The sequence below is a fragment of the Bordetella genomosp. 13 genome (genome assembly GCF_007679965.1).
GTDB lineage: Bacteria > Pseudomonadota > Gammaproteobacteria > Burkholderiales > Burkholderiaceae_B > Bordetella.
Genome location: NZ_VEHL01000003.1, coordinates 427,769 through 443,051, shown reverse-complemented (window position 1 = coordinate 443,051; position 15,283 = coordinate 427,769). Strand labels below are relative to the sequence as shown.

At 70.2% G+C, this 15,283-nt stretch carries 15 protein-coding genes; 10 read left to right on the top strand and 5 right to left on the bottom strand.

The window, feature by feature from the left end; all coding sequences use genetic code 11:
* Positions 1-57: 57 nt before the first annotated feature.
* Positions 58-957, bottom strand: coding sequence for a LysR family transcriptional regulator (locus FS845_RS10750; protein ID WP_144634182.1), 900 nt, complete (start codon positions 955-957; stop codon positions 58-60).
* 118 nt (positions 958-1,075) lie between these two features.
* On the opposite strand from FS845_RS10750, the gene FS845_RS10745 reads away from it, so the two are divergent.
* A complete protein-coding gene (locus FS845_RS10745; RefSeq protein ID WP_144634179.1) occupies positions 1,076-2,038 on the top strand; it encodes a 3-hydroxyacyl-CoA dehydrogenase family protein in 963 nt (320 codons plus the stop codon).
* A 129-nt stretch (positions 2,039-2,167) separates the two neighbouring features.
* Complete coding sequence (locus tag FS845_RS10740; protein WP_144634176.1) at positions 2,168-3,019, top strand: 3-keto-5-aminohexanoate cleavage protein; 852 nt, start codon at positions 2,168-2,170, stop codon at positions 3,017-3,019.
* An 83-nt stretch (positions 3,020-3,102) separates the two neighbouring features.
* Here FS845_RS10740 and FS845_RS10735 read toward each other — a convergent pair whose 3' ends face one another.
* Positions 3,103-3,630: a DNA-deoxyinosine glycosylase gene (locus tag FS845_RS10735; RefSeq protein WP_144634173.1), complete on the bottom strand. Its 528-nt coding sequence runs from the start codon at positions 3,628-3,630 to the stop codon at positions 3,103-3,105.
* A gap of 175 nt (positions 3,631-3,805) precedes the next feature.
* Entirely contained in the window at positions 3,806-4,678 is an 873-nt protein-coding gene (locus FS845_RS10730) for a LysR family transcriptional regulator (RefSeq protein ID WP_144634170.1), read from the bottom strand.
* A 132-nt stretch (positions 4,679-4,810) separates the two neighbouring features.
* On the opposite strand from FS845_RS10730, the gene FS845_RS10725 reads away from it, so the two are divergent.
* The 5 genes from FS845_RS10725 (at position 4,811) to FS845_RS10705 (ending at position 9,764) form a co-directional block, all read left to right on the top strand.
* Positions 4,811-5,845, top strand: coding sequence for a Bug family tripartite tricarboxylate transporter substrate binding protein (locus tag FS845_RS10725; protein WP_186332233.1), 1,035 nt, complete (start codon positions 4,811-4,813; stop codon positions 5,843-5,845).
* Between the two features lie 67 nt (positions 5,846-5,912).
* Positions 5,913-6,893, top strand: coding sequence for a Bug family tripartite tricarboxylate transporter substrate binding protein (locus tag FS845_RS10720; RefSeq protein WP_144634164.1), 981 nt, complete (start codon positions 5,913-5,915; stop codon positions 6,891-6,893).
* A 47-nt stretch (positions 6,894-6,940) separates the two neighbouring features.
* Positions 6,941-8,056, top strand: a complete 1,116-nt coding sequence (locus FS845_RS10715; RefSeq protein ID WP_144634161.1) for a C45 family autoproteolytic acyltransferase/hydolase — start codon at positions 6,941-6,943, stop codon at positions 8,054-8,056.
* A gap of 14 nt (positions 8,057-8,070) precedes the next feature.
* On the top strand, positions 8,071-8,937 hold the full coding sequence (locus FS845_RS10710) for a polysaccharide deacetylase family protein (RefSeq protein WP_222129981.1): 867 nt from the start codon (positions 8,071-8,073) through the stop codon (positions 8,935-8,937).
* Positions 8,934-9,764: a polysaccharide deacetylase family protein gene (locus FS845_RS10705; protein WP_144634157.1), complete on the top strand. Its 831-nt coding sequence runs from the start codon at positions 8,934-8,936 to the stop codon at positions 9,762-9,764. Before FS845_RS10710 ends, FS845_RS10705 begins: the two co-directional genes overlap by 4 nt.
* Positions 9,765-9,905: 141 nt before the next feature.
* Here the strand turns inward: FS845_RS10705 and FS845_RS10700 are convergent, their stop codons facing one another.
* Entirely contained in the window at positions 9,906-11,756 is a 1,851-nt protein-coding gene (locus FS845_RS10700; protein WP_144634608.1) for a phosphoenolpyruvate carboxykinase (GTP), read from the bottom strand.
* Positions 11,757-11,974: 218 nt separating this feature from the next.
* On the opposite strand from FS845_RS10700, the gene FS845_RS10695 reads away from it, so the two are divergent.
* From FS845_RS10695 to FS845_RS10685, 3 genes are read left to right on the top strand one after another with little or no spacing between them, the layout of a single operon-like run.
* Positions 11,975-13,243 (top strand): Zn-dependent hydrolase, encoded by a 1,269-nt coding sequence (locus FS845_RS10695; protein WP_144634154.1) that lies wholly within the window; start codon positions 11,975-11,977, stop codon positions 13,241-13,243.
* 2 nt (positions 13,244-13,245) lie between these two features.
* Positions 13,246-13,584 (top strand): thioredoxin family protein, encoded by a 339-nt coding sequence (locus FS845_RS10690; RefSeq protein WP_409929282.1) that lies wholly within the window; start codon positions 13,246-13,248, stop codon positions 13,582-13,584.
* A gap of 2 nt (positions 13,585-13,586) precedes the next feature.
* Entirely contained in the window at positions 13,587-14,516 is a 930-nt protein-coding gene (locus tag FS845_RS10685) for a DMT family transporter (RefSeq protein WP_144634151.1), read from the top strand.
* Positions 14,517-14,570: 54 nt separating this feature from the next.
* On the opposite strand, the gene FS845_RS10680 is transcribed toward FS845_RS10685, so the two are convergent.
* A complete protein-coding gene (locus FS845_RS10680) occupies positions 14,571-15,281 on the bottom strand; it encodes a GNAT family N-acetyltransferase (RefSeq protein WP_144634148.1) in 711 nt (236 codons plus the stop codon).
* Positions 15,282-15,283 lie beyond the last annotated feature (2 nt).

The window sequence follows — 15,283 nt, the reverse complement described above, 5'->3', positions numbered from 1 at the left end:
GGCATGGGGCAGCGGCGGTTTTTCTTTGGACAGGCGCCGGGTGCTTCAGGCCGATCTTCAGACCGACAGGCTGTCCCGCAGCATCTCCACGAGCGCCGAGGCCGCGGGCGACAGGCTGCGGCTGCGCAGCGTGACCAGCCCGATCGAGCGCTCGGCCACGGGCGCGATCAGCTTGCGCTCGACGATGCCGGGATGCGCCACCGCCTCGGCGGCCGTCTCGGGCAGCGCGGCCACGCCGAAGCCGCACTCCACCATGGCCACGATGGTGGCCAGGTGCTCTGCCTCGAAGGCGGGCTGGAAGCGGATGCGGTTCTGCAGGAAGGCCCACTCGGTGTATTGCCGCACGCTGCTGGGCGTGACCATGGACACGTGCGGCTGGTCCACCGTGTCGGCCCAGCGCACCGGCCCCCTGCCGGCGGCCAGCGCGTGGCCCGGCGGGATCAGCAGGATGAAGCTGTCGGACATCATCGGCACGTAGTGCAGGTCGGCGTGCTGCGGGTCGGCCGCCGTCAACGCGAAATCGACCTGTCCCGCGCGCACCAGGTCGAAGGCCGGACCCGACAGCGTGTCGTGCACCTTCAGCGCCACGCCCGGGTGCGCCTGGCGATAGGCCATCAGCACGCGCGGCAGCCAGCGCGCGGCCAGCGAGGGCAAGGCCGCCACCGCGACCTGCCCGTGCTCGGCCCCTGCGATGCCGCTGACCGCGGCGATGGCCTCGCGAAACGCCACCTGCAGCGTGGCCGCCTGCTGCATGAAGACCTCTCCGGCGGCCGTCAGCCGCACCGACCGCGTGGTGCGGTCGAACAGCCGCACGCCCAGGCTGTCCTCGATGCGCAGGATCTGCGTGGACAGCGCCGATTGAGACAGGTGCAGCTGCGCGGCCGCCTGGCGGAAATTGAGCATGCGCCCGAGCACCAGCACGGTGTCGATGTCGCGCATGGACAGGTTGATCTGCATGGATGTCTCGCCGGATTTATTGATCTTGATTTCCGATCATTCTATCCAAAGAATCTGATTCATCTATCAAATCCGCTTCTCTACACTGGCCGCAACTTTGTAGAAAGGAAGCTTTGCCATGAACGCAGCAACTCCCCGCCTGGACGCGCCCGGCGCCTCGCATGCCGTCGTGGTAGGCGGCGGCACCATGGGCGCCGACGTGGCCGTGGTGCTGGCGCGCGCCCTGTGCCGCACCACCGTGATCGAACCCGACGCCGGCCGCGCGCAGGCCCTGCCCGCGCGGGCCCGCGCCAATCTGCGGGCGGCCGGCCGCGAAGCCGGCGCCGACCGCATCGGCGTCGTGCCGACGCTGGACGACGTGGACTGGGCCACGGTCGACCTGGTGATCGAATGCATCCCCGAACGCCTGGACCTCAAGCAGGTGCTGTTCGCCGACCTGGTGCGCCGCGCGCGGCCCGACGCCATCCTGGCCAGCAACAGCTCCAGCTTCCCGATCAGCGCCATCGGCGACGGCTTGGACACGCGCGGCCGCATGCTGGGCCTGCACTTCTTCATGCCCGCGCACCTGGTGCCGCTGGTCGAAGTGGTGCTGGGCGCCGCCAGCGACGGCGCCTGCGCCGACGCGCTGATCGCCTTCATGCGCCGCTGCGGCATGGTGCCGGTGCGCGTGGCGCAGGACCTGCCCGGCTTCCTGGCCAACCGCCTGCAGCACGCGCTGTCGCGCGAGGCCTTCGACCTGATCGACCGCGGCATTGCCACGCCCGAGGATGTGGACGCCGCCGTGCGCTTCGGCTTCGGCTTCCGCTTCCTGGCGGCAGGGCCGGTCATGCAGCGCGACCACGCTGGCATCGAGGTGCACGCGGCCGCGGGCGCCACCATGTACCCCACGTTCTGCAACTCGGACGTGCCCGCGCGTTGCCTGACCGAGCGCGCGCAGGACGGCCGCCACGGCATGAAGGCCGGGGAAGGGTTCTACAAATGGACGCCCGAGGCCATCCAGGCCGAGCGCGCGCGCTACGACAGGCTGCTGCGCGCGGGATTGGACCTGGTATCGGCGGAGCTGCCCGAGATCAAGCCTTGAAGCCCGGGGCGCCCACCCCGCGCCTCGCGCGGCCCAAGCGATGCACCTTGCGCGAGGCCGACGGCCGCCACTGACGGCGATTGCTGCGCGCACCGCGCGCCCACGACAACGAGACCCGAGAAAACCAACATGACCACGCTTTCCACCCCCGCCAGCCTGGCGGACTCCCCCGTCATCGTCACCGTGGCGCCCAACGGCGCCTACAAGACGGCGAAGGACCACCCGGCCGTGCCGATGACGCCCGCCGCGCTGGCCGCCGAGGCGCGCGCCTGCCTGGCGGCCGGCTCGGCCATGATGCACATGCACGTGCGCAAGCCCGACGGCAAGCACCTGCTGGACGCGCAGGCCTATCGCGATGCCCTGAAGGCCGTGCACGACGCGGTGGGCGACCGCGTGCTGGTGCAGGTGACCAGCGAGGCCGCCGGCGTCTATCGGGCCCCCGAGCAGATCGCCATGGTGCGCGAACTGCGCCCCCAGGCCGTTTCCATCGGCCTGCGCGAGATCGCCGTGCCCGACGTGCCCGAGGCCGAGCTGGCGAGGTTCCTGGCCTGGCTGGCGGCCGAACGCATCATGACGCAGATCATCCTGTACGACGCCGCCGACCTGGCGCGCTGGCAGGACCTGCGCGCGCGAGGCCTGGCGCCCGCGGGCGCGTGGTCGGTGCTGTTCGTGCTGGGCCGCTACAGCGCGGGTCAGACCTCGTCGCCGCGCGACCTGCTGCCGTTCCTGCAGGCCTACGACTTCAGCCTGCCCTGGGCGGTGTGCGCCTTCGGCCGCGAGGAGAATGCCTGCGTGACCACGGCGGCCGCGTTCGGCGGGCACATGCGCGTGGGCTTCGAGAACAACCTGCTGCTGCGCGATGGCACGACGGCGCCGGGCAACGCGGCGCTGGTGGCGCAGGCGGCGGAGGGCGGCCGCGTGCTGGGCCGGCCTATCGCCGATGCGGACCAGGCGCGCGAGATCTACGGCGCGGTGCGCTGATCCGTCTGTCGGCGCCAGGCAGGCACCCGGCGTGGCGGTCGGTGCTTGCGCGCCAGCGCGGGCCGCATGCACGGGCGGCGGCGCTAGCGTTCCGGCACGATGGGCCGCCACGCAGCCAGCTTGGCGGCGAACGGCATCGCCGCATGGGCCGGGCTGGTGGACGGCAAGGCGGCGTATTCCAGGTGCGGGTGGCTTTGCGACAGTCCCGGCAGCACGTGGCGGCGGAACAGTCCCTGCGCGCCGCCGCCGTTGAAGCAGATGCGCACGATGCCCGGATGCGCCGCCAGGAAGCCCGCGAAATCGTTGGCCTGCGCGGATTTCGCGTCGATGGCGGCGTCCAGGCTGCCGGGGCGCACGCAAGCCGCCAGGACGTCCCACAGCGCGACGCGGGCGCCGTTCAGGGCGGCGATGCGGGCCTCGTACGGCAACGCCGCATCGAAACCGAGCAAGGCGGCCGCGATGGGCCAGAACGCGTTGCGGGGATGCGCGTAGTAGCGATTGGCCGTCAATGATGCCACGCCGGGCATCGTGCCCAGCACCAGCACGCGTGCGTCGGGCCGGGACTCGGGCGCGAAGCCCGTGACGCAGGGAAAGGAGTCTGCCGCATTCATGGCGGCATTGTGCCGCATCGGCACCGGCCGCGGCCCCGCCCGAGGCGGCCGGTCATCCATGCGCCTGCTGCGCGGCCTTTGCGGCAGGGATGCGGAAGCGCACCCGCCGGACCGGACGCCGCCCGCATCGGACGGGTCGCCGGCGGGCCCGCGCCCAGCGCCGCGAGCGGCCCCCTCATGCCTGCTGCGCCAGCAGATGCTCGCGCAGCACGCTGGTCAGGTAAGTGCGGCCTTCCCCTTCGAACAATCCCACCACCCGGCTGGCGCGCGCGTCGTCCAGGCGCTGCACGTGCAGTTGCGGATCGCGCTCCCAGTCCACGCTGCTGGGCACCGGCAGGATGGTCACGCCCAGGTCGTCCCGCACCAGGTCCGCGATGGTGCGCATGGAATTCATCTCGATGAACTCGCCGTGCTTCAGGTGCAGGCCGCGCACCAGCTCGTCGATCAGCGTGCCGGTGGTGGACGAGCGCGACACGCGCAGGAACATGCGCGTGGCCAGCAGTTCCTCCATGCCGGCCTGGCGCGCCGCCTGCGCGCTGCACATGAAGGCGATGGGCTCTTCGTACAGCCGCGTCCACAGCACGCCGGCGGGCGGCCGGTGGTGGCCCTTGACCGACAGCGCGGCGTCCAGCGTGCCTTCCTTGATGCGTTCGATCAGGTCGCCCGAGTAGCTGATGCCGGGCTGCACTTCCAGCCGCGGATAGGCGCGCCGCATGGCCAGCACCGCGCGCACGACCACTTTCATCGAGGTGGCGATGGTGGCCAGCCGGATCGTGCCGGCCAGCTCCTGCTGCTCGGGATCCTGCGCGCGCATGCTCTCGTACAGCGCCACCATCTGGCGCGCCATGGGCAGCATGGCATGGCCGCGCCGGTTCAGGGTGACGCTGCGCCCGACGCGGTCGAACAGCGCGAAGCCCAGCTCGTTCTCCAGCGCCTGGATCTGCAGGCCCACCGCGGCCGGCGTCAGGCACACGTGCTCGGAGGCGGCCGCGAACGAGCCGTGGCGCACGACCTCGATGAAAGTCCGGAAATTGCGTATGCCGCTCATCGCCCCTCGAATAAACAGTTTCTTTAGTCTGGCAAAAGTTATTCTAGATTTACTTTCCCTAGCGGAGAAACCATCATGCCCCACACATACACCGGCGGCGGCGACCGACCGGGCAGACCACAAGGGGCAAGCATGGCGATCTCGAACCTACAGGCGCCGCAGGGCGCACTCTGTCGCAGCGTGCTGCGGCGCCGCATCCTGGCGGGCATGGGCGCGCTGCCCCTGCTAGGGCTGGGCGGACTGCAACGCGCGGCCGCCGCGCAGGGCGGCTACTCCGGCAATCAACCCATCGAGCTGATCGTGCCCGGCGGGCCGGGCGCCGGCACCGACGTGGTGGCGCGCGTCGTGGCCAAGGGCCTGAACGACCATCTCGGCCATAACGTAGTCGTGAAGAACATGCCCGGCGCGGCCGGCGCCATCGGCGCGCAGTACGTGGCCAAGGCGGCTCCGGACGGCTACACGCTGTTCTTCGCCATCACGGGCACGCATACGGTCAACCAGTTCCTGTACCCCAACCTGTCCTACGACCCGGTCAAGGATTTCGTGCCGGTCTCGCTGGCCTGCCGGTACAACAACGTGCTGGTGGTGCGGCCCGACTACGGCGCCCGCACCTTCGCCGAGTTCATCGAGCGCGTGCGCACGGCCAAGGAACGCCAGTTCTACGGCATCACGGCCAACGGCAGCTCCAGCAACCTGGCGATGGAACTGCTCAAGAGCGAGGCCGGGCTGGACCTGCCCGGCGTGCCCTATCGCAGCGCGTCGGCCGCCGTGACCGATTTCCTGGGCGGGCAGTATCCCGTTCTGATGGACACGGTGATCAACCAGCTGCCGCACATCAAGGCAGGCAAGGTGATCGCGCTGGCCACCACGGGCGCGGAGCGTTCGCCGGTGCTGCCCGACGTGCCCACGGTGGCCGAAAGCGGCTTTCCTTCCATTGTGGCCATCGGCTGGGGCGGCGTCATGGCCCCCACCGGCACGCCCGCGTCGATGATCGAGCAGTTGAACGCCGCCATGAAGAAGACCGCGCAGTCCAACGCCTTCGACAACTTGACGTCGGCGGGCCTGGAGGTGCAATACACGACGCCGGACGAGATGGCCGCCTTCATCTCGCGCGAGTCCGAGAAGTGGGGCCGCCTGGTCAAGGCCGGCAAGATCACCGCGGCCTGAACCGCGCACGGCGCGCGGCCGGCCGCGCCGGCCAACAGGCCATTGCACATGACACGGGACCACTGACATGCACATCGATTGCAATCGCCGCCGCGCGCTGCGGGCGCTGGGCGGCCTCGCGCTGTCCGGCCTGGCGCCACGCCTTGCGCGGGCAGCCGAGTTTCCCTCGCGCCCCGTCACGCTGCTGTGTCCCTTCGGGGCCGGAGGCTCGGTCGACCAGTACATGCGGGTCCTGGCGCCCTTGCTGGGCAAACAACTGGGCCAGCAGATCATCATCGAGAACAAGCCCGGCGCCGGCGGCGCGCTGGCCTCGGCCATGGCGGCGCGCGCCCGCCCCGACGGCTACACGCTGGCCATGACCAGCGGCTCGACCTTCCGCGCGCCCTGGCTGCAGCCGCAGATCGGCTTCTCGCCCCTGGAGGACTTCAGCTACGTCATCGGCATGACCAGCCTGGAGTTCTGCGCGGTGGTGCGGGCGGATTCGCCCTGGCGCACGTTCGCCGACTTCATGGCCCATGCCCGCGCACACCCGGGCACGCAGTACGCCGCGGGGGATCCCACGACGCTGGGGCCGGTCACGCTGAAGGCGTCGGAAGCGCGCTTCGGCGTGAAGCTGGAGCACATCCCATTCAACAGCGGCTCGGAGATGGCCACGGCGTTGCTGGGCGGGCACGTGGCCGTGGTCATCGACTCGGTCGGCACCTACGTGCCGCATATCCGCGCCGGCAAGCTGCGCCTGCTGGCCGCGCTGGGCGAAGCCCGCTTCAAGGCCTGGCCCGACGTGCTGACCGCGCGCGAACAGGGCTATGACCTGGTGCTCAGCTCGCCCATGGGCCTGATCGGGCCGCGCGGCATCCCCGCACCGGTCGTTCAGCGGCTGCACGATGCGCTGCGCGCATCGATGCGCGAACCCGGGATCTCGGCCGTGCTTGACCTGCTGAACCAGCCCGAGTGGTATCGCGACCCCGCCGGCTTCCAGGCCTATGCGCGCCAGGTCTACGCCGAATCGGGCGAGCTGCTGCGCCGCGCGGGCGTCATTCCTTCCTGAATCCTGTTCTATCCGACACGGCCCGCGGGCCGATGGACCTTCATCCGATGACCACAGCCACCCCGTTTCCCCTGGTTGAACTTTCCGGCACGGCCGCCGAGCGCGGCCTGCAATACGGCCGTCAGGCCGCGCAACGCATCCACCTGGGCGCCAGCCACTACGCGGCGCAATTGCAGAAGCTGGCCCTGCAGCGCGCCGACCTCGAAAAGGTGGTGCGCGACTACCTGCCCGTGATCGAGCGCTTCGACGCCGGCTACGTCGAGGAGATGCGCGGCATCGCGCGCGGGGCCGACATCTCGTTCGAGGACGTGATGCTGCTCAATGCGCGCACGGAAATCCTGAAGCTGGCGGCCAAGCCGGCGCTGCGCGAGACCATGCGCCTGGACGACGCGGACGGCTGCACCGGCGTGGTGGTGATGCCGGAACGCTCGGCCGACGCGCACCTGATCCACGCGCAGAACTGGGACTGGAAGATGGAATGCGCCGAGACCTCGGTGGTGCTGCGCATCCGCCGCGACGACGGCCCGGACATCCTGACGTTCACCGAGGCCGGCGGCCTGGCGCGCTCGGGCATGAACGACGCGGGCATCTCGCTGACGGCCAACTTCCTGGAATCGAGCATCGACTTCCAGCGCATCGGCGTGCCGCTGGCGCTGATCCGGCGCAAGATCCTCGAGCAGGAGCACCTGCCCCTGGCCTACCGCGCGGCCTACGTCACGGCCAAGTCGGGCTCGAACAACATGATGGTGGGTCATGCCGGCGGCTGCGCGCTGAACTTCGAGTGCGCGCCCGACGAGACCTTCACGCTGCATCCCGAGAATGGCCTGCTGGTGCACGCCAACCATTGGCTCAGCCCCGTGGCGCTGGGCAAGCTCAAGGACACGGGCATCATGTCCACGCCCGACACGCTGTACCGCGACATCCGCGTGCGGCAGTTGCTGGATGCGCACGGCAAGGACATCGGCGTGGCCCAGGTGAAGGCGGCGCTGCTGGACGACTTCGCCACGCCCTGGTCGGTATGCCGGCCGCCGCGCATGAACCTGGCCAACAACCTGAGCGCCACCGTGGCCACGGTGGTCATGCAGCCCGCGCGGCGCATCATGGAGATCGCGCCCCTGCCCGCGCTGCAATCGCCCTTCACCACCTACCTGTTCACGGACTGACAGAGGAGACCGTGATGTCCATGACCTACCCCGTCATCGCGAGGAACCGGCGCGTCGCGCGCCAGGCCCCGCCCCCGCTGCCCGACGGCGTCCGTTGCCTGGCCGCCTTCACCGTCGACTTCGACGGCATGGGCAACGAGGTCGGCAAGGGCTTCGCGCCCTACGGCATGCATTCGGCCGGACGCTACTCGGCGCGCCGCGGCGTGGACCGCCACCTGGGCATGCTCGACCGGCTGGGCATTCCGGCCACGTTCTTCGTGCCGGGCTACGACGCCGAATGCGCGCCGGACGTCGTCAAGCGCATCGCGGCGCAGGGCCACGAAGTGGGCGCGCACGGCTACGTGCACGAGGGCACGCTGATGGCGCCCGACGAGGAAACGCGCCGCCTGCGGCTGACGCACGGCATCCTGGGCGACCTGCTGGGCCGGGCGCCGCGCGGCTGGCGCTCGCCCTCTGGCCAGAAGACCAGCGTGACGCTGCCGGTGCTGCACGAGCTCGGCTATGCCTACGACAGCAGCGACAAGGACGCCGACACGCCATACATGCTGGACCTGGGCCAGGGCCGCAGCATGGTGGAGATCCCCAACAACACCTACAGCCTGGACGACTTCCCGTTCTTCCATTTCTCGATGACGCCGGTCTCCGAGGTGCAGGCGCAGTGGCAAGCCGAATTCGACGCGCGCTACGCCGAGGGCGGCTTCTTCATGCTGACCGTGCACCCGCGCGCCGGCTGGGGCTCGGGCACGCCCAGCCGCACGGCCGCGATCGAGCGCACCCTGCGCCACATGCAGCAGCACGCCGGCGTGCGCTTCGCGCGCCTGTCCGAGATCCAGGCCTGGGTGTCCCAGTCCGCCGACCGGCACGACGAGGTGCGGGTATGACCGACGCAACCGCTTCCATGACCCTGCAACCCTGTCCCGTCGTCATCGGCGTGAACGTCGACGTGGAGACCGTGGATCACGCCAACGCGGGCCAGGCCGGCCTGTTCGGACGCTATTCGTATGGCCGCTACGGCGTGCGCGAAGGCGTCTGGCGCATGCTGGACCTGTACGCCGAACTGGGCATTCCGGCCACCTTCTTCTGCGCGCCCGACGACCTGCGGCGGCATCCCGGCCTGACGCGCGCGCTGCTGGACGGCGGACACGAGATCGCGGTGCGCGGCACGGTGCAGGCAAAGGCCGGCGATGCGGAAACGCTGGACGCCCTGGCGCGCGACCGCGAGGCGCTGCAGGCGCTGACCGGCAGCGCCCCGGCCGGCTGGCGCGCCCTGAACGGCCTGGTCACCGAGGCCACGCTGCCCGCGCTGGCCCGGGCGGGATACCGCTACGACAGCAGTTTCCAGGACGACGACCAGCCCTACGTGATGCAGGACGGCGGCGATGTGCTGGTGGAACTGCCGGTGTTCGACTACCTCACGGACGCACCCTTCTTCGCGCAGCGCCATACGCACCAGCGGGCGGCCAAGGCCTGGACGGAGGAAGCGGATGCGCAGTACTGCGCCGGCGGCTACGTGAACTTCACGCTGCACACGCGCGGCGACGTCGGCTCGGGACGCCTGCCGCAGATGCGCCTGGTGGCGGACTTCCTGCGCATACTGCAAGGCCGGCCCGGCGTGGGGTTCTACCGCGCCGCGGATCTCGCGGTACTGTGGGCGCAAGCTCGCCCCGAGCGCGAGCCCTACCCGCGCGCGCCGGCGCCGCAGGTCTAGCGCAAGCGGGCGGGCGCACGCGAGGCTCGCCCTGAACCGCCCCCCGCGAGCGGGCCGTCCACGAAAAAAAGCGGGCCGAAAGGCCCGCGTCTTCTTGCATCTTCAAGGGAAACGGGACGCGGCCACGCGTCCCGTCCGGCGTCAGGCCGCCAGGCGTTTCTCGATCTCGGCCTTCGTTTCCGGCAGTGCCTGCGGCAGGCCCTGCTTCAGCTGCGCGAACAGCTCGTCGTGCAGCGCCAGTTCGTCCTTCCAGGCAGGCAGGTCCACCGAGATCACCTGCTGGAACTTCTCCTGGCTGAAGTCCAGGCCGGTCCAGTCGATGTCGCCGTAGGCGGGCGAAATGCCGAACAGCTGTTCCTTGCCGTCGGCCTTGCCTTCCAGGCGGCCCAGGATCCAGCGCAGCACGCGCATGTTCTCGCCATAGCCCGGCCAGACGAACTTGCCGTCCGGGCCCTTGCGGAACCAGTTCACGCAATAGATGCGCGGCAGCGTGGCGCCGGCGGACTGCAGCTTGTCGCCCAGCTTCAGCCAGTGGTTGAAGTAGTCGCTCATGTTGTAGCCGCAGAACGGCAGCATGGCGAAGGGATCGCGGCGCACCACGCCCTGCTGGCCGGCGGCCGCGGCGGTGGTCTCCGAACCCATGGTGGCCGCCATGTAGACGCCTTCGCGCCAGTTGCGCGCCTCGGTCACCAGCGGCACCGTGGTCGAGCGGCGGCCGCCGAAGATGAAGGCGTCGATGGCCACGCCCTTCGGGTTCTCCCAGTCGGGATCGATCGACGGGCATTGCTGCGCCGACACCGTGAAGCGCGCGTTGGGGTGCGCGGCCTTGCGGCCCGAGTCGGGCGTCCAGTCCTTGCCCTGCCAGTCGATCAGGTGCGCGGGCGCTTCGTCGGTCATGCCTTCCCACCACACGTCGCCGTCGTCGGTCAGCGCCACGTTGGTGAAGATGACGTTGGCCTTCAGGGTGGCCATGGCGTTGGGGTTGGTGTTCTCGCCGGTGCCCGGGGCCACGCCGAAATAGCCGGCCTCGGGGTTGATGGCGTACAGGCGGCCGTCGGCGGCGGGCTTGATCCAGGCGATGTCGTCGCCGATGGTGCTGACCTTCCAGCCGTTCATGCCCTGCGGCGGGATCAGCATGGCGAAGTTGGTCTTGCCGCAGGCAGACGGGAAGGCGGCGGCCACGTGGAACTTGCGGCCTTCGGGCGAGGTGACGCCCAGGATCAGCATGTGTTCGGCCAGCCAGCCCTGGTCGCGGCCCATGGTCGAGGCGATGCGCAGCGCGAAGCACTTCTTGCCCAGCAGCGCGTTGCCGCCGTAGCCCGAGCCGTAGCTCCAGATCTCGCGCGTCTCCGGAAAATGCACGATGTACTTGGTGTCGTTGCAGGGCCAGGCCACGTCGGCCTGGCCGTCGCGCAGGGGCGCGCCCACGCTGTGCACGCAGGGCACGAACTCGCCCTGGTCGCCCAGCACGTCGAACACCGCGCGGCCCATGCGGGTCATGATGCGCATGTTGACGGCCACGTAGGGGCTGTCGGAGAGCTCGACGCCGATGTGGGCGATGGGCGAACCCAGCGGGCCCATCGAGAACGGCACCACGTACAGGGTGCGGCCTTCCATCGCGCCGTCGAACAGGCCGCCCAGCGTGTCGCGCATCTTGTCAGGATCGGCCCAGTTGTTGGTGGGGCCGGCGTCTTCCTGGCGCTCGGAACAGATGAAGGTGCGGTCCTCGACGCGGGCCACGTCGGAGGGGTCGGACCAGGCCAGGTACGAATTGGGGCGCTTGGCGGGATTCAGGCGGCGCAGCGTGCCGGCCTGCACCATCTCGTCGCACAGGCGGTCGTACTCTTCCTGCGAGCCATCGCACCAGACCACGCGCGCGGGGCGAGTCAGCGCGGCCACGTTCGTCACCCAGGAGATCAGCCGCTGGTGCTTGACGTAGGACGGGACGTTGAGGTCGATGGAAGGCGCCGTGGCGGTAGCGGAACGAGACATCATATGAGGGATCTCCTGGATTTATAGGCAAGCCCGGCGCGAAACGCACGGCGCCGGGCTCTGAAACCGAATCATCATACTTGGGCAGCAAGGGTAGCCCAAACGGGAATGCAAGCAAAAGCAACGTGCGCCGCGCCGAATGCGTCACCGCGCGCCGATCGCGGCGGGGCCCTATGACATAATCGGCTGCCCATTTCCCGTCCTCTTCCTTGCGCGCAATGCCTGCCTTTCCGCCGCTGAACGCCGACCGACTGTGGTCGCGCGTCGAAACCCTGTCCCGCCACACCCTGCCCGACGCACCCTGGACACGCCGCGCCTTCTCGCCGCAATTCGTCACCGCGCGGCAGTGGCTGCGCGAGGAATTCGCGGCGGCCGGCCTGGCGGCGACGCAGGACGCGGGCGGCAACCTGATGGGCCGGCGCGATGGCGCCGACGGCCTGCGCAAACCCATCGTTACCGGATCGCATTGCGACACGGTGCCCGGCGGCGGGCGGTTCGACGGCATCATCGGCGTGCTGGCCGGCATCGAGGTAGCCCACACGCTACACGAACAGGGCGTGCAACTGCGTCATCCATTTGAAGTAGTCGACTTCCTGTCCGAGGAGCCCAGCGACTACGACGGCGTGTCCTGCATCGGCAGCCGAGCCCTGGCCGGCACGCTGGACGCCCAGATGCTGGCCAAGGCCAATCCCACCGGCGAGCGCCTGGCAGATGCGCTCGCCCGCATCGGCGGCGATCCCCTCGCGCTGGCCGGGCCCCTGCGCGGGCCCGGCGCCACGGCGGCCTTCGTCGAACTGCACATCGAACAGGGCCCGGTGCTTGAGGCGCGCCAACTGCCCATCGGCGTGGTCACGCACATCGTCGGCATCCGCCGGGCGCGCATCCGCGTCACCGGCCAGCCCGACCATGCGGGCACCACGCCCATGGACATCCGCCGCGATGCGCTGGTGGGCGCCGCGCGCGTGATCGACGCCGCGCACCGCCGCGCCAGCGAACTGACGGGCGCGCGGCACTACGTGGTGGCCACCATCGGCCGCATCGCGGTCACGCCCAACGCCACCAACGCCGTGCCCGGCAGCGCGGACATGATCCTGGAAGTGCGCAGCGACAGCCAGGCCGTGCTGGACAGCTTCGTCGAAGACCTGGCGCACGGCGTGGCGGGCGACATGGCCGCGCTGCGCCTGGAACTGGCGTGGGACGAAGTCTCGCGCGCGAAGCCCACCCAGTGCAGCGACCTGGTGATGGACGCCGTGCAGGCCGCGTCCGATCGGCTGGGCTATGCCTCCATGCGCCTGCCCAGCGGCGCCGGGCACGATGCGGTGCAGATGGCCCACATCGGTCCCATGGGCATGATCTTCATCCCCTGCCTGAACGGGCGCAGCCATTGCCCCGAGGAATGGATCGAGCCCGCGCAACTGCTGGACGGCACGCGGGTGCTCTACGAAACCGTATTGGAACTGGACGCGCGGCTGTCGCGCGAACCCTGACGATGATCGAGCAACACGACCTGGACGACGGCACCGCCGACCGCTTCCTGCTGGACGCCAAGGGCGTCTCGCTGCTGGTGTTCCATAGCCGCACCTGCGGCACCTGCCGCGTCGCGCGCGAGCAGTTGCCCGGCTTCGACCTGCCCGTGCAGCGGCTATGCTGGATCGACGCCGGCGACAACGGCGGCCTGGTCGAGCGCTACGAGGTGTTCCACCTGCCCGCGATGTTCGTGGTGCGCGACGGCACCTTCTACGGCGCGGTGGGCGCACAGCTGGCGCAATGGGACATCGAGCAGCAGCTGGCCCTGGCGCTGGACAACTATCCCGCCGAACTGCCCTGACCATGCCGCCCGTCGCCCGCCGTCCGCTGGACCCGGCCGCCACCGGCATCATGCTGCTGCTGTGCGTGTGCTGGGCCTTCCAGCAGATCGCGATCAAGCTGGTGGCGGCGGACATCACGCCCACGCTGCAGATCGGCTTGCGCTCGGTGTTCGCGGCCTGCGTGCTGGGCCTGTTCGTGCTGCGCCGCGAAGGCCTGGCGCTGCTGCGCGACGGCACGCTGCCCGCGGGGCTGCTGGTGGGCACGCTGTTCGCGGCCGAGTTCCTGCTGATCGGGCTGGCGTTGCGCTACACCACGGCGTCGCACGTAGCAGTGTTCCTGTACACGGCGCCCATTTTCACGGCGCTGGGCCTGCATCTGCGCCAGCCCGAGGAACGCCTGCTGCCGCTGCAGTGGCTGGGCGTGCTGCTGGCCTTCGTCGGCATCGCGGTGGCCTTCCTGGGCAAGCGCGACACGGTGCTGCCGTCGGCGCCGGACATGCTGCTGGGCGACCTGCTGGCCCTGCTGGCCGGGCTGGCCTGGGGCGCCACCACCGTGGCCATCCGCGGATCGGCCCTGTCCGACGTGGCGCCCACCAAGACCCTGTTCTACCAGATGGCCGTGGCCGCCGCGCTGCTGACGGCCTGGCATGCGGCCTCGGGCGACCCGGCGCCCGTCTGGAGCGGTCCCGCCGTGGCCAGCATGGCGTTCCAGACCCTGGTGGTGGCGCTGGCCAGCCTGCTGACGTGGTTCTGGCTGCTGCGCCGCTACCTGGCGACGCGGCTGTCGGTGCTGTCCTTCGCCACGCCGCTGTTTGGCGTGGCGTTCGGCGTGCTGATCCTGCACGAGCCCATCGCGCCGGGCTTCGCCGTCGGCGCCGCGCTGGTGCTGGGCGGCATCCTGCTGGTCAGCGGCGCGGGACTGCTGAACGAGCAGCGGCGGCGCGGCCGCTGACCGGGGGGGCCAGGCGGCACGGCGTGTCGGCCCCATTTGTGCGCGCCGCCAGGATCAGGGGAGTTCGCCCAGGCGGCGCCTTTGCACGCCATGGTCGTCGAAGTTCTCCGGCGCCAGCCAGCGCTCGAACGCCGCCTTGCGCGCGGGCCATTCGCTGTCGATGATCGAGAACCAGGCCGTGTCGCGGGTGCGGCCCTTGTACACCACCGCCTGCCGGAAGATGCCCTCGAACTGGAAGCCCAGCCGCTGCGCGGCGGCGCGCGACGGGGCGTTCAGACTGTCGCACTTCCATTCGTAGCGCCGATAGCCCAGTTCGTCGAACACGCGGCGCATCAGCAGGTACTGCGCCTCGGTGGACAGCGCCGTGCGCTGCAGCACCGGCGAGAAGCTCACGTGGCCCACCTCGATCACGCCATGGGCGGGGTCCATGCGCATCAGCGCCAGCGTGCCCACGGCCCTGCCGGTGAGCTGGTCCACCACGGCGTGATGCAGCGTGTCCGGACTGGCGGCCTGCTGCGCGACATAGTCCAGATGCTCGGCCCGGGAAAAGAACGGGCCCTTGAACAGATAGGTCCAGCCGCGTCCGTCGGGCGCCTGGCTGAAGGTCTCTGCCAGGTCGTCGCCGTGACGCGCGGCATCCAGCGGCTCGAGCCGGCACAGGCGGCCCTGGATGGGCGTGCGCGGCGGCAGCGGCCGAGGTTGCCAGTCGGGCAGCGGCGCGCCGATGGGCTGGCCGTATTCATTGGTCGAGGGGGTGGCGGACATCT

What these genes read in the sequence shown, in the direction of transcription:
- FS845_RS10750 (WP_144634182.1), bottom strand. Translation starts at nt 957, where the DNA reads ATGCAGATCAACCTGTCCATGCGCGACATCGACACCGTGCTGGTGCTC.
- FS845_RS10745 (WP_144634179.1), top strand. Translation starts at nt 1,076, where the DNA reads ATGAACGCAGCAACTCCCCGCCTGGACGCGCCCGGCGCCTCGCATGCC.
- FS845_RS10740 (WP_144634176.1), top strand. Translation starts at nt 2,168, where the DNA reads ATGACCACGCTTTCCACCCCCGCCAGCCTGGCGGACTCCCCCGTCATC.
- FS845_RS10735 (WP_144634173.1), bottom strand. Translation starts at nt 3,630, where the DNA reads ATGAATGCGGCAGACTCCTTTCCCTGCGTCACGGGCTTCGCGCCCGAG.
- FS845_RS10730 (WP_144634170.1), bottom strand. Translation starts at nt 4,678, where the DNA reads ATGAGCGGCATACGCAATTTCCGGACTTTCATCGAGGTCGTGCGCCAC.
- FS845_RS10725 (WP_186332233.1), top strand. Translation starts at nt 4,811, where the DNA reads ATGGCGATCTCGAACCTACAGGCGCCGCAGGGCGCACTCTGTCGCAGC.
- FS845_RS10720 (WP_144634164.1), top strand. Translation starts at nt 5,913, where the DNA reads ATGCACATCGATTGCAATCGCCGCCGCGCGCTGCGGGCGCTGGGCGGC.
- FS845_RS10715 (WP_144634161.1), top strand. Translation starts at nt 6,941, where the DNA reads ATGACCACAGCCACCCCGTTTCCCCTGGTTGAACTTTCCGGCACGGCC.
- FS845_RS10710 (WP_222129981.1), top strand. Translation starts at nt 8,071, where the DNA reads ATGTCCATGACCTACCCCGTCATCGCGAGGAACCGGCGCGTCGCGCGC.
- FS845_RS10705 (WP_144634157.1), top strand. Translation starts at nt 8,934, where the DNA reads ATGACCGACGCAACCGCTTCCATGACCCTGCAACCCTGTCCCGTCGTC.
- FS845_RS10700 (WP_144634608.1), bottom strand. Translation starts at nt 11,756, where the DNA reads ATGTCTCGTTCCGCTACCGCCACGGCGCCTTCCATCGACCTCAACGTC.
- FS845_RS10695 (WP_144634154.1), top strand. Translation starts at nt 11,975, where the DNA reads ATGCCTGCCTTTCCGCCGCTGAACGCCGACCGACTGTGGTCGCGCGTC.
- FS845_RS10690 (WP_409929282.1), top strand. Translation starts at nt 13,246, where the DNA reads ATGATCGAGCAACACGACCTGGACGACGGCACCGCCGACCGCTTCCTG.
- FS845_RS10685 (WP_144634151.1), top strand. Translation starts at nt 13,587, where the DNA reads ATGCCGCCCGTCGCCCGCCGTCCGCTGGACCCGGCCGCCACCGGCATC.
- FS845_RS10680 (WP_144634148.1), bottom strand. Translation starts at nt 15,281, where the DNA reads ATGTCCGCCACCCCCTCGACCAATGAATACGGCCAGCCCATCGGCGCG.